Below are 20730 nucleotides of genomic sequence, written 5' to 3' on the forward strand. Positions count from 1 at the left end.
CATGTCTGTCCCCCTGCTCGCCCCTCCCTTGCCGCCACGCGGCTTCACCCTGCTGGAAATCCTGGTCAGCCTGGCCATCGTCATCCTGCTGGCCGCACTGGGCTGGAATGGCTACCGCCATATCGTCCAGAAAGCCGGCCGCGCCGAAGGACGCGCCGCCATTCTGCACGTGCTGCTGCAACAGGAACGCCACCATGCCTACCAGCACCGCTACCGGGCATTCCAGCCGGGCAACGCGGCGCAGGGATTCAAGTGGTATTCCGGTGCCACCCCGCAGACCAGCGCCTATGCTCTGTCGGCAAGAGCCTGCGAGGAAGAGGATCTCTCCAGCTGCGTGCTGGTCACGGCCACGCCCGGAGGCAGTGGCGTCAACAGCGGCTATGAGGATCGTCAGTGCGGCGTGCTGCAGGCCGACAGCCGGGGCAACCGCCGCGCTGACGGCAAGGAGTGTTGGTGACTCCATGCGTGCAACAGGATTTACGCTCATCGAGCTGATGGTGACCTTGCTCATTGCCGCCCTGGTGCTGGGGGTCGGCCTGCCGACTTTGCGACACTTGGCCAGCGAACACCAACTGGCCGCCGCCGGCAGCGATTTCTTCCACGCCGTGCAACTGACCCGCTCGGAGGCCCTGCGCGCCGGTCGCCGCGCCGAGATGCGTCCGCGTGACGGGCGCGACTGGCAAAGCGGATGGGAGATCCAGGTCGGCCAACAGGTGGTGGCTCGCCATTCCGCCCTGGACGCCGGCATCGCCGTGGCCTATACCGTCGGCGGCGAGCTGGTGGCCTATCAACCGGACGGCCAGCCGGTCACGCGCGGCACCTGGTATTTCAGCGGCGGCGTGAATTCACGCGCCGTGGTGATCAATTTCCTGGGTCGGGTACGGATCTGCAATCCGGTGATCGACATCGAGTGCAGCCAGGCCGCCACCGAGTGAAGCAGGCGCAGACAGCCTTGCGGATGATCGCGCAAAGCCGTGTATATTGACGGGCATCCGGCCTCGCCCGTGGCAGGCCCTGCAGCCTTTTTCTTTTTTGCTCACCATGACTTCCACCGCCGACCCGCTCTACCAGTTCGATATCGAGAATGACCAGCAAGCCATGGCGCTGGCCTTGCTGCAGGCCGGCTTCGGCATGCTCGACACCACGCCCAACCCGCGCGTGGGCTGCGTCATCGTCAAGGAGCGGCGCATCATCGGCGCCGGCTTCACCCAGCCGCCCGGCGGTCACCATGCCGAGATCCAGGCCATGGCCGACGCCGCCGCGCGCGGTGCTGACGTACGCGGCGCTACCGTCTATGTCACGCTGGAACCCTGCAGCCATTTCGGCCGCACCCCGCCTTGCGCCGATGCACTCATTCGTGCCGGCGTGGCGCGCGTGGTGGCGGCCATCGCCGATCCCAATCCGCTGGTAGCCGGACAGGGCCTGGCCCGCCTGCAGGCGGCCGGCATCGAGGTGGCCTGCGGCCTGCTGGAAGAAGAGGCGCGCGAGATCAACATCGGCTTCCTGCATCGCATGCGCACCGGCCGCCCCTGGGTGCGCATGAAGAGCGCCGCCAGTCTGGATGGCAAGACCGCCCTGCACAATGGCGTGAGCCAGTGGATCACCAGCCAGGCCGCCCGCGATGATGGCCACATCTGGCGCGCCCGCGCCTGCGCCATCCTGGCCGGCATCGGCACCATCCAGAAAGACGATGCTCAACTGACCGTACGCGCCATCGACACCCCGCGCCAGCCGCGCCGCATCGTGGTCGACAGCAAGCTGATCGTCTCGCCCGAGGCGCGCGTCATCCAGGGTGGCAATACCTGGGTCTTCACGGCCACCGATGACCGCGAGAAACGCGCCGCCCTCGAAGCCGAAGGCGCCGAGGTGATCCTGCTGGCCAACGCCGAGGGCAAGGTCGACCTGCCCGGCCTGGTGCGCGAACTGGGGCAGCGGCAGATCAATGAACTGCATGTGGAAGCCGGCGCCAAGCTCAACGGCGCCCTGATCCGCGAAGGCTGCGTGGATGAACTGCTGGTCTACCTGGCCCCGGCCCTGATCGGCGATGGCCGCAACATGTTCGAGCTGCCGCCGCTGGAAGACCTGTCGGGCAAGATCGGCATCCACTTCCACGAGGTCAAGCAGGTCGGGCCGGATTTGCGTATCCTTGCCCGTTTCGCGTAAGTGATTTTTTGCTTTTTATTTCAGATTTTTTGTATCAGGACTGAATCATGTTTACAGGAATCGTTGCCGCCGTCGGCACCATCACCTCCGTGACCCCCTTGGCAGCTGGCCCCGAGGCCGGTGTTCGGCTGACCATCGATGCGGGCGCCCTGCCCATGGCCGATGTCGGCCTGGGTGATTCTATTGCGCTCAATGGCGCCTGCATGACCGTGGTGGAGAAGACCGAGCGCGGCTTCACCGTCGATGTCTCCCGTGAAAGCCTGCGCCTGACGGCAGGGCTGGACGTTCCCGGCGAAGTCAACCTGGAAAAGGCCCTGACCCTGGCCGAGCGCCTCGGTGGCCACCTGGTCTCCGGCCACGTCGATGGCCTGGGACAGGTGTATTCCTTCGAGCCGGTGGGTGAATCGCGCGAGCTGATCGTCGATGCCCCCAAGGCCCTGGGCAAGTACCTGGCTTACAAGGGGTCGATCGTGGTCAATGGCGTGTCGCTGACGGTCAACCGCGTGGAAGACCTGGCCGACGCCTGCCGCTTCTCCATCAACCTGATTCCGCATACCGTGGAAGTGACCACCCTCAAGCACCTGAAGGCGGGCAGCAAGGTCAACCTGGAGATCGACCTCATTGCGCGGTATGTGGAGCGCATGCTCTCGGCGAAGTAAGTTCCTGTCGCCCCTGCCAAGGCAGGGGCCTGGGGACGCCACCCGCCGACCCGCACCGCCAAGCTGCGCAAGACACCGGCTTTCCGCCTGCGCGGGGGCGACACGGAAGTGGACTATCGGCTAGCGATCACCGACAATGGCACTCCATTGACGACCCGGTTGTGCCCTGGAGCCCCCATGCATATCAAGTCCCTGACGATCAAGAATCTGCGCTCGATATCATCTGCCACCTTAGCACTGAACAAGCCAGGCGATACCGGGCTGAAATATCCCAACGTCAACGTCATTCTCGGTGGCAACGGCTTCGGCAAGACCTCTATCTTGCGCGCGGCGACATTGTCCACCCTCGGTCCCTTGCTCAGCACTTCGTCCGGCTTCGTTGCCGACGGCCTCATCCGCCGACCTGACGGGTGGACGCAGCCCGTTCGCTCCACGAAGCGCCCCAGGCTTTCCGATCACGCCCAGATCGAGGCAGACGTCATTCTCGGCCCGGATGAATTGACCGTGACCTCAAGGTCGCGCTCGACAGCCATCAAGCTGACCTCTGAAATCCGTGCCGTCGGATCGGCGGAGATCCTGTCCTGCGAGGTGTCGCCGAAAGGGATGGAAAAAAAACTGATGGCAGCACAGTTCGAAGAATCCGACCCTGCATTTTTCGTCGCGGGCTACGGCGCGACAAGACGCGTCGAGGCGTCCTCGCGCGTGGATGAAAGCGCACGCTTGAAGTCGCGCCAGCGCAAGTATGAACGCGTGGCAAGCTTGTTCGAGGACCACGTCAGCCTGGTGCCGCTGTCGTACTGGCTGCCACAGTACGAAGATGCCAACAAGGGACGTTACAAACAGGTCGTCAACCTGATCAACCGCTTGCTGCCCGATGCCTGCCGCATGCAGGCAAAATCCACCAAGGTTTCCGCCACGCGCGAGCATCTCTTCGAAATGAATGGCGTGGCCCTGCCGTTTCGCGCGCTCTCGGACGGCTACAAGGCCTATGTCGGATGGATTGGCGACATGCTTTTCCATGTATGCATGGGCATCGGCAAGGGCTTGATGCTACGCGACATGCACGGTGTGGTCCTGATCGACGAAATCGATCTCCACCTGCATCCGGAATGGCAAAAGGTGGTCGTACCAACCTTGGCCGAGGCTCTGCCCAATGTGCAGTTCATCGTGACCACACATAGTCCGCTGGTAGTGGGCTCGCTTGAAGCTGGCAACCTGTTCACGCTCAGGGCGGAAAACAATGCCGTCGAGGTGACGCAATCCGCTGACAGGGTCCATGGCCGCAGTGCTGAACAAATCCTGCTCTCGCCCTACTTCGGCCTGCAAAGCACACGGGCTCCCGAGACAGCCGAACAGCTCGCACAGCTTGCGCGCGCGGCCGCCTCCGGCACCAAGGGTGCATCGGCCAGCTATCTCAGGCTACTGGCAGAGGGCGCGCCGAAAGCTGCAGCCACCTCCGGGAAGACAACGGGTTCGGCACGTTCGACACGCGCCACGGCCAAGCGCAAGGGGTGAGGCATGATCCGCTACCCTATCGCATCAGAGGATCTGCTCGCCCTCATCAACGCCAGGAATGCAACCTGGATCTCGAGGGCAGAAGCGCGCACCAAGGATTACGCATCGACAGGCGACTATACCGGCGGCACCGAGTTCTGGGGCCAGATCAAGCAGGTCTACATCACGCTACAGCATGAAAAATGCGCCTATTGCGAAACCAAGCTGCAAGGCGCCATGCTGGCCAGCAAGGTGCATGAGGTCGAGCACTACCGCCCCAAGAGCAGTGTCAAGCGCTGGCCCGACCGCAAGGTCGAATACTGGAAGGATTTTCCGGACACCTGGCCACTCGGCGCGGACAGCGAAAAGGGCTATTACCTGCTGGCGTATCACCCGCACAACTATGCCATCGCCTGCACCCGCTGCAATTCGACCCTGAAGTCCAATTACTTCCCGGTGCGGGGAAAGCGCAACGTCGACGGCGGATTTCCCGAGCAGATGCGAAGTGAGCTGCCCTTGCTGTGCTATCCGATCGCATCAGTGGATCCGGACGATCCGGAAGACCTCATCACCTTCGACGGTCCCTTGGCCCAAGCCAGGTATCCTTCGGGACCAAAGCACGAACGCGCCGTCACCAACATTGCCTTCTTCCAGCTCAATCATGAAGATCTGGTTCTGCGCCGCTCGGAAGAAATCACCAATCTCTGGGATGCGCTGGAGATATTCAACAGCAATGCCAACCAGATAAAGAAAGATCGGGCTGCAAAGAAAATAGACAGCATGCGCAGCCCTACACACCAGTTCAGTGCGTGCCTCAATGCGTTTTACACGCTCTACGCTACCAACTACAAAAAAGCGGAAGAACTCGCAGACCTCATCTTCAAAGCGCTGCCAGCATGAGATTCATCCACGCATAGCACCACTACCTCGGCCTGAGGCCGGCTCAGGCCGGCTTGCCGGTACGCCGGGCCACCAGCTCGGCAATATGGCGCCGGATCTTCTCGCCGGCGGCCGGACCTTCAGCGATGATGTGCGTGGCCGCCGTGATGGGCTTGCCGGTCTCGGCATCCACCATCAGCGGGATGGCCTGCTTGCCGGTCTCGATATCGGTCAGGATCACGCTCTGCCCTTCCGGCGCGAAATGGCTGTTACCCCACTGCAGCAGAGCCAGCAGCACCGGCCGGAAATCCCGGCCGCGCGGCGTGAGGTGGTATTCGTAACGGGGAGGCCGTTCCGAATACAGCACCTTCTCCAGCAAGCCCTCTTCCACCAGCCCCGCCAGGCGGCGCGTGAGGATGTTGGGCGCAATCTCCAGGTGCTTCTGGAATTCATCAAAGCGCGTGAGCCCGTAGAAAGCGTCACGCAAGATCAGGATGCTCCACCACTCGCCCACGCGATCCAGCGAGCGGGCGATCGGGCACTGCATGTCATCAAAACGCTTGCGCTGCATGTCTTGCTCTCCATTGCTTGGCTCTACCATCGTCTGCCGCCCGGCCCGCCAAGCTTTTCGGCCGGCCCCGCAGGAGGCCCCGCATTGTGCCACGCCCAAGATCTGCATGAAGCTCAATGCGCATCGGCCGAGGGTGCCTTGGGCGGCGCCACCTTGCGCATGAACGGCACCATCAGTGTAGCGATCACGAAACAGCAGCCCACGGCGAGGAAAGCATCGGCAAAGGTCATTGTCAATGCCTCGCGATAGGTAAGCTGCCACAGCTGCCGCAAGGCCGCCGCCTGGCCCGCTAGGACATCGCCCAGTTGGGACGCGAGGTCGCCAGCCAATATACCCTGCCATTGCAGCATGGCCTCATTGACGCCGTTGAGGTGCTCGGCCAGCCGCATGAAGTGCAGGTTGGTCCGGTCATTGAGGATGGTGGCGCACAGGGCGATACCGATGGCGCCCCCCAGGTTGCGCATCAGGTTGAACAGCCCCGAAGCGAACTTCAGCCGCGCCGGGGCCAGGCTGCCCAGGGTCAGCGTCACCGTCGGCGGCACCGCCAGTTGCTGGGCAACGCCGCGCAGGGCTTGCGGTAGCAGCAGCTGGGCCCAGCCCCAGTCATGCGTGATGGGAACGAACTGCCACATCGACAGCGTGAACAGGGCCAGGCCGATCATCATGATCCAGCGCAGGTCAAGGTGGCGCGTGAGCCAGGCATAGAGCGGGATGGACATGATCTGGAACAGCCCGGTGGAAAACACCGCCAGCCCGATCTGCAGCGCACTGAAGCCACGCACCCGGCCCAGGAACAGCGGCGTGAGGTAGATGGTGGCAAAGATGCCGATGCCGGTGACGAAGGAAAAGAAACATCCCAGCGCAAAATTGCGTTCCTTCAGCGCCCGCAGGTCCACCACCGGTTCGGCCGCACTGAGGCTGCGCCAGACGAAGAGCACGCCCGAAACTCCCGCTACCCAGGCAGTGGTGGCGATCGCCGGATCGCTCATCCAGTCCCAGCGCGGACCTTCTTCCAGCGTGTATTCCAGGCAACCGAGGAAGAGCGACATGAGCAGGATGCCCGGATAGTCGGCGCGCCGGAACAGCGACCAGTCCGGCAGGTCGATGCGCACCAGGCGCGGGACGGTGAGCGTGATGAAGATGCCCGGCAACAGGTTGATGAAAAATAGCCAGTGCCAGCTGTAGTGGTCGGTAATCCAGCCGCCGACGGTGGGGCCCAGCGTCGGTGCCAGCGAGGCGATGGCACCGATGGTGGAGGCGGCGATCACGCGCTGCTTGTTGTCGAAAAAAGCGAAGGCCGTGGTGAACACGGTAGGAATCATCGAGCCGCCCAGGAAACCCTGCAGGGCCCGGAACACGATCATGCTCTGGATATTCCACGCCAGGCCGCACAGCAGGCTGGTGAGGGTGAAACCGGCCGCCGAGAAAGCGAACAGCCAGCGCGTGGACATGGTGCGCGTCAACCATCCCGAGAGCGGGATGACGATGATCTCGGCGATCAGGTAGCTGGTCTGCACCCAGGTCGTCTCATCATTGCCGGCCGAGAGCCCGCCGCCGATGTCGCGCAACGAAGCCGACACGATCTGGATATCCAGCAAGGCCACGAACATGCCGATGCACATCACGCCAAAGGCGAACACCTTGGAGGACGTGCTCATCTGCGACGGCTGGATCAGCCGCGCCGCCGCTGCACTGGCCGCGTTCATGAACCCTGGCCCCGGCGGTCCACCCTGGCCACCACCGACAGCCCGGGTCGCAAGGCGTCGAGCACGCCGTCCGCGCTATCGAGCAGGATGCGCACCGGCACCCGCTGGACGATCTTGGTGAAGTTGCCGGTGGCGTTTTCCGGCGGCAGGACACTGAACTGCGCGCCGGTGGCCGGCGCCACGCTGGCTACATGACCATGGAAGACACGGCCGGGAATCGCATCGGCCTCGACCGTGGCGGGATTGCCGGGACGGATCCCGGCCAACTGGCTTTCCTTGAAATTGGCATCGATCCACAGTCCGCGCGCCGGCACGATCACCATCAACTGGCTGGCCGTGGCGGCATAAGCCCCGGTGCGGGCGCGGCGATTGCCGACCACGCCATCGATGGGCGCGCGCAATTCGGTATAGCGCAGGTTCAGTTGCGCCGCTTCCCGCTCGGCCCGGGCCTGGGCCAGTCCGGCCTCGGCCTGCTGGCGCCGGGTCTGGATCACTTCCAGCTGGCGCGTCGCCACGGCCAGGCCAGCCTGCGCCTTCTGGCTGTTGGCAGCGGCCTGGCGGAAATCGGCCGCAGCTTTCTGGGCACTCCGCACCGAAACGGCTGCGCGGTCGACCAGGCGCTCGAAGCGACGGTCATCGTCCTGCGCCCGCACCAGCTCGGCCTGGCTGGCGTCGACCCCGGCACGGGCTTGCGCGATCAGGGCGGTCTGCACTGCGCGCGTGGCCTCCAGGTTGGCGATCTCGGCCTGCCGTGCCGCCACCCCGCCTTCGGCACGCGCCAGGGCGGCGCGGTAGTCGCTGTCGTCGAGTTTGGCCAGCAGGTCTCCGGCGTGCACGAACTGGTTGTCGGTCACCTGTACGGCCGCGATGTAGCCCGGTACCTTGGCACTGATGACGGTGATGTCGCCGCCCACATAGGCGTCGTCAGTGTCCTCCATGAAGCGCCCGTGCTGCCACCAATGCCATCCATAGAAGATCAGCACGATGGCTGCCGCCGCCCCTACGGCCAACCCCACATGCAGCCGCCCCGCCATGGGCTTGCGGACCGCCTGGGGTGCGGGATCGGGTGAGGTAGGTGTCGCCATGGCACAGCTCCTTGCAAAGATCGATGAAAGAAAAAAATAACGGCGGCGCGGGAAGCATTGCCAAGTGACGCGGCCCATCAATGAGCAGCGGCAACGTCCTTCGGAATATGTAACTTCTATTTTGAAAGTTACTATACGCAATCAACTATCATTATGCAAGTTACCATGCCCGGCTGAGCCAAAATGAGACAGGAAGGCTGGGGCCAGCCTTGCTCCATCGGAGAGGGAGGAGGTGCAGGGGGAATGTGACCGGGGAGATGTGGGGACAACGTTCCGAGCGGGACGGAGTCAATCGAGGGTCGGGACGCCCTGCTCCGGCGGACGCGTGGGGCGTCTGCCGGGCAATGGCAGGGTATGACGCGGCGGCAGCCTTAGCGCAGGATCTCCGCGATCACGGCACGGCACACCGGACTGTCTCCATCAGCCAGAGGGAACAGCACCGTGTAATGATGCGTCCCCGGCACCACGTGATGCGCCACCACCTGCGACCAGCAATTGGCCATCACGGCCGCCTGCAGGTGAAACTGCTCAGTCTCCAGTTCACCGATGATGGTATGCACGCGCGTACCCGCGGGCCCGGCCTGCAGCACCGGCGAGAGCGCATCCGCCCGCGGCTCATCCAGCGTGAGCGCCTTGTTCAGTGAAGTCGGAATCAACGGCACCAGATCGAACACGCCACTGATGGCAAATACGGCCTGCACCGGCAACGCGCCCGCCTGCGCGGCAACGAAGGCCGCCAGATGACCGCCTGCCGAATGCCCCATCAGCGAGACGCGGTTGAGGTCGATGCCCAGTCGATCCGCCTGCTGCGCAAGGGTGGCAAGAAACACCCGCACCTCCGCCACCATGTCCTCGATGCGCGATTGCGGCGCCAGCGAATAATTGATCACCGCCACACTGATGCCCGCCTCGACATAGGGCGTGGCGATGAAACCGATATCGCGCTTGTCGCCACCCTGCCAGTAGCCACCGTGAATGAAGACCAGCAAGGGCCGCTGCGCCCCTGCCGCCCGATAGAAATCGAAACGCTGCAGCGGTGCATCACCGTAGGCGATGTCGGACTCGGTCAGCAAGGTATTGGCAATGGCGGCGGTCGCCTGCTGCCACTGCTGCAGCACCTGCGGAAAATCCGGAAAGGCCGCCTTGAGGTTGTAACCCGCTTCGCACTCGGCGATGGGACAAACAACGCGGCGAGCGTCCGTCTTGACTTGATTGGGGAGCATTCAGTTTTCCTTAACGCTGTTTGCAACAGCATTAAACCTGCGTTAATGGATCAATATCCGCGCAACAAGCGTCCTACACGCTCAGATACTGATCCCACAATTCCGTCTGTACCGACAGCTGCGCCGAATCCCCCTGCCAGACCACCTTGCCCTTTTCGAGGATGGTGTGCCGGTCAGCAAAGCCGATCAGACGCTTGATGTACTTGTCGATGACGATGATGGTCAGCCCATACTCGCGCAAGGCTTTCAGGCAAGCCCAGATTTCTTCCCGTACCAGCGGTGCCAGACCTTCGGTGGCTTCATCGAGGATCAGCAGATGCGGATTGGTCATCAGTGCACGGCCGATGGCCAGCATCTGCTGCTCGCCGCCCGAGAGCTGGCCGCCGCCATTGTGGCGACGTTCCTTCAGGCGCGGAAACTGTTGATAAATCTTTTCCAGCGTCCAGGGATTGTCGCGGCCATTACGGCGCGCCGCGAAGGCGGAAAGATTTTCTTCCACGCTCAGGTTCCTGAAGATCTGCCGCCCCTCCGGCACGATGGCGATGCCGCGCCGGGCAATCGCATCGGCACTGGCGCTGTGGATGGCTTCGCCACGAAAGCGCACCACGCCGCCGGTCGGACGATTCAATCCGAGGATGGTGCGCAGCGTGGTGGTCTTGCCCATGCCATTGCGACCGAGCAGCGTCACCACCTCGCCTTCCCTGACCTGCATGTCGATCCCGAACAGCACCTGGCTCGCGCCATAGCCCCCGGTCAGCCCTTCCACTTCCAGCAATGCGCTCATGGCGTTTCCTCCTCGCCCAGGTAGGCCAGCTTGACCTCGGCATTGGCGCGAATCTCCTCCACGCTGCCAGTGGCCAGCACCGCGCCCTGCACCAACACCGTCATGCGGTCGGCCAGGGCGAAGACGGCCTCCATGTCATGTTCCACCAGCACCACCGTCAGCTCCTGCTTGAGGGACTGGATCAGCGCGATCATGTCGCCGGACTCCTCATGCCCCATGCCGGCCATCGGTTCATCCATCAACAGCACACGCGGACCGCAGGCGATAGCCAGGCCCACATCCAGCCGCCGCCGCGCACCATGCGACAGTTGCGACGACAACTGATGCGCCACCTGCTCCAGTCCCACGCGCCGCGCCACCGTCATCGCCGCCTCGCGGACCGCCCGATCAGTGGCGCTGGCATGGAAGAAACCATAGCTGCGATGCTGTCCGCGCTGCACCGCCACCTGCAGGTTCTCCAGCACGCTCAGTTCATCGAACACGCTGGTGATCTGGAACGAGCGCACCAATCCCGCTGCCACGCGCGCCTGTTCGGCATGAACATGCACGGGCTGGCCGAACAGATAGACCTCGCCAGCATCGGCGGCCAGTGCACCGGACAGCAGCGACAGCAAGGTCGTCTTGCCTGCGCCGTTGGGGCCGATGATGGCGTGGACGTGTCCTGCCGCAATCTCCAGATCCACATCACGCGTGGCCGCCAGACCACCGTAGTTCTTCTTCAGGCCCTTGACCGCGAGGGCAGGCGCTGCCTGTTCATGCACCATGCTGCTCTCCCTTCTTCAGGGTCTCGCCGATGGAGGCCAGCGAGCTGATGCCGCGCGGTGCCACCATGACCACCAGCAAGAGGATCAGGCCGACATGGATCTGCCAGTATTCAAAATGGGTGGACAAGACTTCCTCCAGCAACAAGAAAGCAGCCGCGCCCAGCAGGCCACCGTAGAAATACCCGACCCCGCCCAGCGCCACCATCACCAGCAGGATGCCGGACTGCGACCAGTGCAACAGCTTGGGGCTGGCAAAGAGATTGCTCATGCCGATGAGGCTGCCGGCCAGTCCTGCAATGACCGCTGCGATGACGAACGCGGCCAGCTTGTAGCGCAGCGCCGGATAGCCGATGGCCAAGGCGCGCCTTTCATTCTGCCGGATCGCATTCAAGGCCAGTCCGAAGCGCGAGGCCAGGAGCCGCTGCAGCAGCACCAGGCTGGCCACCAGCCAGGCCAGCACCACCCAATAGAAGGCGTTGTCGCCGCTCATGTCGAGCCCGAAACCCAGCAACGGGCGCGCCGCGACCTGCAGGCCATCATCACCGCCGTAATACCGGAAGCCGACGAAGAAGTAGTAGAACAACTGCGCCAGCGCCATGGTGATCATGATGAAATACACTGCCCGTGTGCGCAGTGCGATCACGCCAATCACCACGCCCACGAGGGCCGTCACCAGCGCTGCCAGCAGCCAGATCAGCCAGGCGCTGGTGAGGCCATGGAAACTGGCGATGGCCGTGACATACGCGCCCAGCCCGAAGAACACCGCATGACCAAAGCTGACCATGCCACCGTAGCCAAGAATGAAATTGAGGCTGGCCGCCACCATCGCGAAGATCAGGATGCGGGTGAGCACGCCGATGTAGTACTCCATGCCGCTGGCCTGCGCCAGCAGTGGCAGCAGCACCGCCAGGACAATCAGCAGGGGAACGAAAAGACGCCGCATGACACTCCTCAGGTACGGGCAGGGAACAGACCACTGGGGCGCCAGAACAGCACCGCGATCATCACCAGGTAGATCATCATCGAGCCCAGCGCGGGGCCGACCGAGGCCGCTGCATCGGCGCTCAGGAACAGCGCGAAGAGCTGCGGCAGCAGGCTGCGTCCCAGCGTATCGACCACGCCCACGATGAGTGCGCCGATGGCCGCGCCCGGCACCGAACCGATGCCGCCGATGACCACCACCACGAAGGCCAGGATCAGCACGTCATCCCCCATGCCGGCCTGCACCGCCACCAGCGGGCCCAGCATGATCCCGGCCAGCGCCGCCAGCAGCAGCCCGAAGCTGAACACCAGCCGGAACAGCAGACGGATGTTGATACCCATGGCTGTGACCATCTCCAGATTGTTGGCCCCGGCGCGCACCCACATGCCGATGCGCGTGCGGTTGATGAGGAAATACAGCGCCACGGCTACCACCACGCCCACTGCCATCACCAGCAGGCGATAGCTGGAATAGGGCAGTCCGAACAAATTGACCGGACCGGCGAAGGCCGGCGGCATGTTCAGCGGCAATGGCTGCGGCCCCCAGATCATGCGCACGCCATCATTGAAGATCAGGATGAAGGCGAAGGTCGCCAGCACGTGGACCATATGGTCCTTCTTGTAGAGTCGCCGGAACACCAGCCACTCCAGCATAAAGCCCAGCGCCGCCGTGACTGGCAAGGCCACCAGCAGGCCCAGCCAGAACGAGCCGCTGGCCCCGGCCACCACCGCCGCCACGTAGGCGCCGATCATGAAGAAGCTGCCGTGCGCCAGGTTCACGAAGTTCATCACGCCAAAGATCAGCGTCAATCCCGAAGCGATCAGGAACAGCATAACGCCGAACTGCAGGCTGTTGAGCACCTGCTCGAAGATCAGATTACCCAAGGTGCACCATCCTCAAGGCATCCTGCATTGACCGACATAGGCGTCGACGTGATCGGGCAAGAGCGTCTGCGTCATGTTGTTGACGTACTTGCCGTCAGCCGCCTTGGTCACCACCCGGGCATATTGATTCTGGATCGGGAAGTGATTGGCCGCAAACTTGAAGCCACCGCGCACCGACTTGAAGTTGGCCGCCTTGATGGCCGCAATCAGCGCCTCGCGATTCTCGACCTTGCCACCAATGGCCTTGACGGCGCTGTCGATCAGCATGGCCGCGTCATAGGCCTGGGAGGCGAACATCGACGGCTGGTGGCCATACTCTTTGACATAGGCCGCCACGAAGGCGCGGTTCTGTTCATTGGGCAGGTCGGCCGACCACTGGCCGGTGTTGGCCACACCCGCGATCAGGTCGCCGTTGGAGAGCATCTGCTGGTCGGCGTCATAGGCGGGCATCACGCGCACGATCTTCGTATCCATGCCGGCGGCCGCGTATTGCTTGACGAAGTTCACGCCCATGCCGCCCGGCAGGAAGAAATACAGGGCATCGATATTGGCCGCGCGCAACTGCGCGATCTCGGTGGCGAAATCAAGCTGGCCGAGTTTGGGAAAGAGTTCCAGCGCGGGATCCTTCTTCAGGAAACGCTTGAAACCAGCCGAGGCATCCTTGCCCGCCGGATAGTTGGGAGCGATGATGGCCACACGCTGGTAGCCCTTGTCGGCCATCAGCTTGCCGGCCGCTTCATGAGCCGCATCGTTCTGGTAGCTGGCACTGAAGAAATAGGGATTGCAGCCGGCACCGGCCAGTTGCGCAGGACCGGCATTGGCACTGACCACCACGGTCTTGCTGGCGAAGGCCGCCGGGGCCACCGCCAAGAGGATGTTGGAATAGACGAAGCCACTGAGGATATCGACCTTCTCGCGCTTGATGAGACGGTCCGCGCCCTGCTTGGCGGCATCGGGGCTGAACTGGTCATCGACCACGATGACTTCGGCAGGCACGCCGCCGAGCTTGTTGCCCAGCATCTTCATGGCCAGCATGAAGCCTTCGCGCTCATCCACGCCGGGCGCACTGGCCGGGCCGCTCAGGGTGGTAAGGAAACCCACCTTCACCACATCGGCCGCCTGCGCGGACAGGCTTGCACCCGCCGCCATCGCCATCATTACCGCACCTGCCACTTTAGTGAGTCGATTCATGCCTGGATTCCCCTCTAGATTCTTTGGTTTGAATTCGGTGTGAAGCTGGAAACGCAGCGGCGCGTGAAACCTGGATTTCACCGCCCGCCCCGGCTGGAATAACTATTTCCGCAGGTCTGCTTTAGAGACGAAGGCATCCGCAAAGAAAGCTGTCCCGGGCAGGCCGCAGCTGGCCGTAAAATCGCGCCGCGCTGACTCTACCACGACCGGCGCGCCACAGGCATAGACCTGATGTGACTGCATCGTCGGCACATCCTGCATCACGGCCTGGTGGACCAAGCCGGTGCGTCCGTTCCAGCCGCTGGCGGCATCGGCCTCCGAGAGTACCGGCACGTAGTCAAACCACGGCAGGCTCGCCGCCCAGTCGCGGCACAGTGCATCCAGATACAGGTCGGCGGCACGGCGGCCGCCCCAGTAAAGACGCATCGCACGCGTGCTGCCGGTAGCGATGGCCTCTTCCACCAGTGCCTTGACCGGAGCAAATCCTGTGCCACTGGCCAGGAGGATCACCGGCTGCCTGCCCTCGCGCATGAAGAAGCTGCCAGCGGGTCCTTCGATCGAGAACGGCTGCCCCGGCTGCATGCCGTTGAAAAGGCGGTCCGTGAAGAGTCCGCCGGGCAGGTGGCGCACATGCAGCTCCAGCAGGTCACTGCCGTCCCGGGCATAAGTCGCCATGGAATAGCTGCGGCGCTGGCCGTCTTCGAGCAACAGGTCGATGTATTGGCCAGCGCGATAGGACAAGGGTACCGCACAGCGCAGGCGCAGGATCGCCACATCCGGGGCGGCGCGCGTGATGCCTTCCAGCGTGGCCTGCACTTGCTGCAATGCCGGTGCGGTACTCGCTGCTGGGGCGGCCTCGCCCTCCCCGCCCACGCCGATCTCGACCCGGCCTGCCACCACGCGCACCGGGAAGCTGCGCACCGCCTCGGTCACCGGCGCACAGCGCGGCGCACCACTGCGGATATCGAACAAGCCCTGATGCAGAGGACATTCAACACAGCCGTCCTCCACGTAACCATCCGAGAGCTTGGCATTGCCGTGGGTACACAAGTCCTTGAGCGCGAAGATTTCCTCGCCCAGGCGGAACACCGCCACCGCCTGGCTGCCCGCGCGGGCTGCGGCCACTTCGCCCTCGGCGAAATCATCGGCATGGCCGACATCGAACCACTCGCTCATGGCCGCCTCAGATCGGGGTGGCCAGGAGTGTCGCCACGCGCAGCGTGTCGTAGACCACACGGCGGCGGGCATAGCGCCAGCCTGCCTCGGTCTTGACCACGCGGTCCTCATAGCGGCCCGCCTGGTAGACGAAGGACTCGCCGTTCTGCAAGGTCTGTACCACCACGTAGCTCGATTGCGCATCCACCGACCCGTCGGCGTTCTGCGTGAACACCAGCCCCGAGCTCATGTGGCGATAGGTGTGCGCCTCGTAGATATTGGCGTGGCGCAGCGAGAGCACGCGATCCTGCAGCATCTTCTTGCTGTCGCAATAGATGATGCCGATGGGCAGGCCGGCATCGGCGTTCTCGCGCGGCACGATTTCATACAGGCAATCGTCGGTGAAGAAATCCGGCCACTGTTCCAGTCGGTCATTGTCGAGCGCATGCACATAGCGCTCCTGCAGTTGGTGCAGCTCGAACCACAAGCTCATCTGTTCCATGTTTTGCATCTGCTTTGCCTCGCTCATGCCTTCTCGATGGACGGGAAGCCCATCAGTTTCTGGTAGCCCATCCAGAACTTGCGGATCAGGCTTTCGGTAATCAATGTGTCTTCCTGGTCAGGGTTGTCGCGCGCCATGTCGATCACCGAGCAATGCTCAGGATCGCGGGCGGTACCACGCTGTACCAGTTCGGTGGCCTCGGTGTCTTCCATCGAGATGTAGCCGGCCGGGCCCACCAGGTTGGCCTGCTTGATGCGCAGGGCGCGCAGCTCGGGGGTGTCATCCTCGTAACCGAAGAAGTGAAAGACCAGCTCGAAGTTGCTCGGCCCCTTGGGCAGCAACTGCCGCGCCACCAGGGTGTTGTGGATCTGCTGCACCACCAGCTGCGGGAAGATGGGCTGGATATGGTTGGTGGTCAGTTCCTCGAATTCCTTGATCTGGCCCAGCACCGACGGATCCTGCAGCGAGAAGCCCTCATCGAAGGAGCGGATCTCCTGCTGCTTGTAGGCGTCCGCCGTCTCCACTTCATTCTTGGTGGCGGTGATGATGCTGTGCAGGCCGTGATGCTTGTCGGCCAGCGAGCGCGCCTTCATGCCCACGCGGAAGATGTTGAAGGTGGTGTGGAACAGGTGCAGCAGGCTGGCGTGATACGGGTCCTTGACGTTTTCCAGGTAGAGCTTCCAGTTCGACTTGGAATACTGGCGCGTGCAGCCGAGGTAGACGATGGGCTTGTGGAAGATGCGGTCGATCCACGGGCGCATCTCGGCGCCGATGTAGTCCGGCAGCGATTCCACGGTCTCGCTGAAGGTGGCGAAGACCAGGCCCTTGTAGCTGTCCACGCGCAACTGGCGCAGGCCGTGGCACTTGGGATCGAAGTCCTTGGCCATGCCGGTGGCGCCCTTCTGGCCACGGCGGAAGGGGACGCCCAGCAGGTTGCCGCGCGCATCGAAACTCCACTGGTGATAAGCACAGCTGTGCGAACTGGCATTGCCGCGCGGCGTACGGCAGACGATGGCACCACGGTGCGAGCACTTGTTGACCCAGGCGGCCAGGGTGCCATCTTCGGTGCGGGTGACTACCACCGGGGTATCGCCGACGAAGGTGCTTTTGTAATCACCGTTGTTGGGGATCTCGGCTTCCAGCGCCAGGAAGCTCCAGGTCTGACCACGGTAGATGCGTTCCTGCTCCAGATCATAGACTTCCTTGGAGCTGAATACCTTGTAGGGCGTGCGCGCACCATCGGTGCGGGGGAATTGCACCAGCGGTACATAGCCTTGCTGTTCGAGTTGGGTGGATGTGCTCATGCGAAGTCCTCATCGTTGGATGCCAGGCGGGAGCTGGACGATGAGCCATCTTAGGCAGGCTGCACAAGAACGAATATCCGCCATTTGCATAGTTGAAGGGCAGTATTGTCCGTTTTTTGCAGCTCCCCGACGTTATACCCAAAAGGTATGCAGCATGCCTGAATCGGTCTTGGACATTCGGGCAGCTTTGTTTCTATCATCCAGTTCGAGTCAGCACTTGTCAGCTTTCGCCCTCTTTTTCTACACGGACAGCATCTTGAATTCCACCTTGCCCGCCACCTCCATCGAAACCGTAGAGGTTCTGCTACTGGACGTTCCCACCATCCGCCCGCACCGCCTGTCCATGACCACCATGCACCGCCAGACCCTGGTGCTGGTGCGCATCACGGGCAACGATGGCGTGGCCGGCTGGGGCGAGGCCACCACCATCGGTGGGCTGGCCTATGGTGAAGAAAGCCCGGAAAGCATCAAGGTCAACATCGACACCTACATCACACCGCTGCTGCTGGGTGCCGATGCCAACCAGGTCGCCGCGCGCATGCACCACATTGCCGAGCACGTACAAGGCAACCGCTTCGCCAAATGCGCCATCGAGACGGCGCTATCGGATGCACTGGCGCGCCGCCTGGGCGTGCCGCTGTCCACACTCTTCGGTGGCCGCGTGCGCGAGAGCCTGCCCATCGCCTGGACCCTGGCCAGCGGCGACACGGCGCGCGACATCGAGGAAGCCGAAAAGATGCTGGCCCAGCGCCGCCACAATATCTTCAAGCTCAAGATCGGTGCGCGCACCGTGCAGCAGGATTGCGCCCACGTGGCCGCCATCAAGCGCGCACTCGGTGATCGCGGCAGCGTGCGGGTCGATGTGAACCAGGCCTGGACCGAGACCGAGGCCATGCTGGGCATGCAGCTGCTGGCCGATGCCGGCGTGGACCTGGTGGAGCAGCCCATCGCCGCCACCAATCACGACGGCCTGTATCGCCTGCGCCAGAAGAACCGTATCGCCATCATGGCCGATGAAAGCCTGCATGGCCCGCAGGATGCCTATCAACTGGCCCGCGTGGGCGCAGCCGATGTGTTCGCCGTGAAGATCAACCAGTCCGGTGGACTGGCCGGTGCGCAGCAGGTGGCCGCCATCGCCGCTGCCGCCCAGGTCGAACTGTATGGCGGCACCATGCTGGAAGGCGCCATCGGCACCATGGCCTCGGCCCAGTTGTTTGCGACCTTCGGCACGCTGGCCTGGGGTACCGAACTGTTCGGCCCGCTGCTGCTGACCGAAGAAATCCTGGCCACGCCGCTGCGTTACCGCGACTTCGCCCTGGAACTGCCGAGCGGTCCCGGCCTGGGCATCAGCCTGGATGAAGATCGCGTCAACGCGCTGCGGCGCGACCGCAAGACCCCGCTGGTCTCCGTCGCCTGATCCATCGGCCCGGACCGACTGCACCCACCCCCCACACATATCCAACCAGAGACAGGAGAGACAACGTGGACAAGAAAGCCATCGACGCCGTACTGCAAAAAATCGAAAGCACCGAACTCGCGGAGGGCAACCAGCGTGTCAAGACCATCGTCAACCGCCTCGTGCGCGACATGTTTTATACGATTGAAGACCTGGATGTGCAGCCGGAAGAATTTTGGGCTGCCGTGGATTATCTGACCTCGGCCGGCAAGTCGGGCGAGTTCGGCCTGATCGCCGCCGGCCTGGGCTTCGAGCACTTCCTCGACCTGCGCATGGATGAAGCCGAAGCCCGCCGCGGCGTGCAGGGCGGCACCCCGCGCACCATCGAAGGACCGCTGTACGTGTCGGGCGCGCCCGAGCAGAAGGGCTTTGCGCGCATGGACAAGGATCCCCAGCCGGGCGATACCCTCTTCATGCAAGGCCAGGTCTTCGATGAACACGGCAAGCCGCTGGCCAATGCGCTGGTGGAAGTCTGGCACGCCAACCACCTGGGCCGTTATTCCTTCTTCGATCCGGAGCAGAGCCCGTTCAACCTGCGCTGCTCCATCCGCACCGATGAGCAAGGCCGCTATCGCTTCCGCAGCCGCGTACCGGTCGGCTACAGCGTGCCGCCGGGTGGCGCCACCGACCGCCTGCTCAACAAGCTGGGCCGTCACGGCAGCCGTCCTGCGCACATCCACTTCTTCGTCACGGTACCGGGCTATCGCAAGCTGACCACGCAGATCAACATCGCCGGTGATCCGTACCTGTGGGATGACTTCGCCTTCGCCACCCGCGAGGGACTGGTGCCGGAACTGAAGCACGTCACCGATGCGACCGAGATCCGCAAGCACGAAGTCGATTCGCCCTTCTATGCCATCGAGTTCAACTTCAACCTGCTGCCGGAACAGAACGACCTGCCCAAGGCCGACATCAATCGTCCGCGTCTGGCCGCGTAATCCAGCGCTGACCGGAAAGACCACGGGCCATGCTGCTGCATGGCCCGCGTAGTTTGCCTGGCGCGCACTGCGCGAGGGTGTTCAGGGGTATTGCTCTGCCTGCATCCGTGCAATTTCTGCTGCGGTCGTCCGCAGTTTTTCCAGCAACAACGAACGATCATTGGCGCGGAAATTCATGATCACCGGTGAGTACACCCCCTTGTTGGACAAGGGTCGATACACCACGTCAGAACGGTGCAACCCCTGCACCGAACGCGGCACCAGCGTGACCCCGACACCCGCTGCCACCAGGCCGATGGCAGTCTGCATTTCATTGGCTTCCTTGACGATGGTCGGGCGCAGGGCGCGGCTGGAAAAAAGCTCCAGCACCTGATCCGCATAACTCGGACGCGGTCTTGCCGGATAGAGAATGAAGCGCTCCTCGGCCAGCTGCGCCAGCGTCACCTTGCTGCGCGCCTGCAGCGCATGGCCCAGCGGGAACACCGCCACCAGTGGCTCTTCCACGATGGTCTCGCAGAGGATGTCAGGGTCGCTGATGGGCAGGCGTCCGAAGCCGACATCGATGCGCCCGGACTTGAGCGCCTCGATCTGTTCCATGGTCACGATCTCGGAAAATCCGATTTCAATTTCCGGCATGTCGGTGCGGAAACGCTTGATCATCTCGGGCAGCAAGCCATACAGCGCCGAGGGCACGAAACCGATGTTGAACCAGTGCTGCTGGCCACGGGCGATGACGCGAGTACCTTCCTCGATCTGCTCCAGACGGGACAATACCTGCAAGGTCTGTTCATAGAAAAACTTGCCCGCCATGGTGAGCGCAATCGGACGCGAGGCACGGTCGATCAGCTCGGCGCCGAGCAGATCCTCCAGCTGGCGGATCTGCCGGCTCAGGGGCGGCTGGGCGATGTGCAGCAGTTCGGCTGCACGGCTGAAACTGAGCGTGCTGGCGACGGCATTGAAATACTTGAGATGACGCAGTTCCACACTACC

At 63.2% G+C, this 20730-nt stretch carries 21 protein-coding genes; 8 read left to right on the plus strand and 13 right to left on the minus strand.

Annotation, left to right across the window (positions count from 1 at the left end; genetic code table 11):
* Nucleotide 1: 1 nt before the first annotated feature.
* The 6 genes from HNO82_RS14055 (at nt 2) to HNO82_RS14080 (ending at nt 5216) form a co-directional block, all read left to right on the plus strand.
* On the plus strand, nt 2-457 hold the full coding sequence (locus HNO82_RS14055; RefSeq protein WP_241820876.1) for a type IV pilin protein: 456 nt from the start codon (nt 2-4) through the stop codon (nt 455-457).
* Between the two features lie 4 nt (nt 458-461).
* Nucleotides 462-935 carry a GspH/FimT family pseudopilin gene (locus HNO82_RS14060; protein WP_008331481.1) on the plus strand — a complete coding sequence of 158 codons (474 nt, stop codon included), beginning with the start codon at nt 462-464 and terminating at the stop codon, nt 933-935.
* A gap of 106 nt (nt 936-1041) precedes the next feature.
* Nucleotides 1042-2163 (plus strand): bifunctional diaminohydroxyphosphoribosylaminopyrimidine deaminase/5-amino-6-(5-phosphoribosylamino)uracil reductase RibD, encoded by a 1122-nt coding sequence (gene ribD / locus HNO82_RS14065; RefSeq protein WP_175344148.1) that lies wholly within the window; start codon nt 1042-1044, stop codon nt 2161-2163.
* A gap of 47 nt (nt 2164-2210) precedes the next feature.
* A complete protein-coding gene (locus tag HNO82_RS14070; RefSeq protein ID WP_175344149.1) occupies nt 2211-2822 on the plus strand; it encodes a riboflavin synthase in 612 nt (203 codons plus the stop codon).
* A gap of 177 nt (nt 2823-2999) precedes the next feature.
* On the plus strand, nt 3000-4337 hold the full coding sequence (locus HNO82_RS14075) for an AAA family ATPase (RefSeq protein ID WP_175344150.1): 1338 nt from the start codon (nt 3000-3002) through the stop codon (nt 4335-4337).
* A 3-nt stretch (nt 4338-4340) separates the two neighbouring features.
* Entirely contained in the window at nt 4341-5216 is an 876-nt protein-coding gene (locus HNO82_RS14080; RefSeq protein WP_175344151.1) for a hypothetical protein, read from the plus strand.
* A gap of 43 nt (nt 5217-5259) precedes the next feature.
* Here HNO82_RS14080 and HNO82_RS14085 read toward each other — a convergent pair whose 3' ends face one another.
* The 12 genes from HNO82_RS14085 to andAc all read right to left on the minus strand — a co-directional run bounded on the left by HNO82_RS14085 (nt 5260) and on the right by andAc (nt 17346).
* Nucleotides 5260-5766: a winged helix-turn-helix transcriptional regulator gene (locus tag HNO82_RS14085; RefSeq protein WP_175344152.1), complete on the minus strand. Its 507-nt coding sequence runs from the start codon at nt 5764-5766 to the stop codon at nt 5260-5262.
* A gap of 113 nt (nt 5767-5879) precedes the next feature.
* Nucleotides 5880-7472 carry a DHA2 family efflux MFS transporter permease subunit gene (locus HNO82_RS14090; protein ID WP_008331486.1) on the minus strand — a complete coding sequence of 531 codons (1593 nt, stop codon included), beginning with the start codon at nt 7470-7472 and terminating at the stop codon, nt 5880-5882.
* On the minus strand, nt 7469-8557 hold the full coding sequence (locus HNO82_RS14095; protein WP_175344153.1) for an HlyD family secretion protein: 1089 nt from the start codon (nt 8555-8557) through the stop codon (nt 7469-7471). Before HNO82_RS14095 ends, HNO82_RS14090 begins: the two co-directional genes overlap by 4 nt.
* Nucleotides 8558-8928: 371 nt before the next feature.
* A complete protein-coding gene (locus tag HNO82_RS14100; RefSeq protein ID WP_175344154.1) occupies nt 8929-9780 on the minus strand; it encodes an alpha/beta hydrolase in 852 nt (283 codons plus the stop codon).
* A 73-nt stretch (nt 9781-9853) separates the two neighbouring features.
* Nucleotides 9854-10564: an ABC transporter ATP-binding protein gene (locus HNO82_RS14105; protein ID WP_008331489.1), complete on the minus strand. Its 711-nt coding sequence runs from the start codon at nt 10562-10564 to the stop codon at nt 9854-9856.
* Nucleotides 10561-11328 (minus strand): ABC transporter ATP-binding protein, encoded by a 768-nt coding sequence (locus HNO82_RS14110; protein WP_008331490.1) that lies wholly within the window; start codon nt 11326-11328, stop codon nt 10561-10563. Before HNO82_RS14110 ends, HNO82_RS14105 begins: the two co-directional genes overlap by 4 nt.
* Nucleotides 11318-12271: a branched-chain amino acid ABC transporter permease gene (locus tag HNO82_RS14115; protein WP_008331491.1), complete on the minus strand. Its 954-nt coding sequence runs from the start codon at nt 12269-12271 to the stop codon at nt 11318-11320. Before HNO82_RS14115 ends, HNO82_RS14110 begins: the two co-directional genes overlap by 11 nt.
* A gap of 8 nt (nt 12272-12279) precedes the next feature.
* Complete coding sequence (locus tag HNO82_RS14120; RefSeq protein WP_175344155.1) at nt 12280-13194, minus strand: branched-chain amino acid ABC transporter permease; 915 nt, start codon at nt 13192-13194, stop codon at nt 12280-12282.
* A gap of 12 nt (nt 13195-13206) precedes the next feature.
* Entirely contained in the window at nt 13207-14385 is a 1179-nt protein-coding gene (locus HNO82_RS14125) for an ABC transporter substrate-binding protein (protein WP_175344156.1), read from the minus strand.
* A gap of 102 nt (nt 14386-14487) precedes the next feature.
* The gene (gene andAb, locus HNO82_RS14130) at nt 14488-15561 is read right to left on the minus strand and encodes an anthranilate 1,2-dioxygenase ferredoxin subunit AndAb (protein ID WP_175344157.1); all 1074 of its coding nucleotides are present in this window, start codon (nt 15559-15561) and stop codon (nt 14488-14490) included.
* Nucleotides 15562-15568: 7 nt separating this feature from the next.
* Nucleotides 15569-16069 carry an anthranilate 1,2-dioxygenase small subunit AndAd gene (gene andAd / locus HNO82_RS14135; protein ID WP_175344158.1) on the minus strand — a complete coding sequence of 167 codons (501 nt, stop codon included), beginning with the start codon at nt 16067-16069 and terminating at the stop codon, nt 15569-15571.
* The gene (andAc, locus tag HNO82_RS14140) at nt 16066-17346 is read right to left on the minus strand and encodes an anthranilate 1,2-dioxygenase large subunit AndAc (protein ID WP_175344159.1); all 1281 of its coding nucleotides are present in this window, start codon (nt 17344-17346) and stop codon (nt 16066-16068) included. Before andAc ends, andAd begins: the two co-directional genes overlap by 4 nt.
* 256 nt (nt 17347-17602) lie before the next feature.
* Between andAc and HNO82_RS14145 the strand changes: the two genes are divergently transcribed.
* A complete protein-coding gene (locus HNO82_RS14145; RefSeq protein ID WP_154132941.1) occupies nt 17603-18763 on the plus strand; it encodes a muconate/chloromuconate family cycloisomerase in 1161 nt (386 codons plus the stop codon).
* A 65-nt stretch (nt 18764-18828) separates the two neighbouring features.
* Nucleotides 18829-19740 (plus strand): catechol 1,2-dioxygenase, encoded by a 912-nt coding sequence (catA, locus tag HNO82_RS14150; RefSeq protein ID WP_175344160.1) that lies wholly within the window; start codon nt 18829-18831, stop codon nt 19738-19740.
* 81 nt (nt 19741-19821) lie between these two features.
* Here catA and HNO82_RS14155 read toward each other — a convergent pair whose 3' ends face one another.
* Entirely contained in the window at nt 19822-20724 is a 903-nt protein-coding gene (locus tag HNO82_RS14155; RefSeq protein WP_175344161.1) for a LysR family transcriptional regulator, read from the minus strand.
* Nucleotides 20725-20730 lie beyond the last annotated feature (6 nt).

The sequence above is a fragment of the Herbaspirillum sp. C9C3 genome (assembly GCF_013359625.1).
In the GTDB taxonomy this organism is placed as follows: Bacteria; Pseudomonadota; Gammaproteobacteria; order Burkholderiales; family Burkholderiaceae_D; genus Herbaspirillum.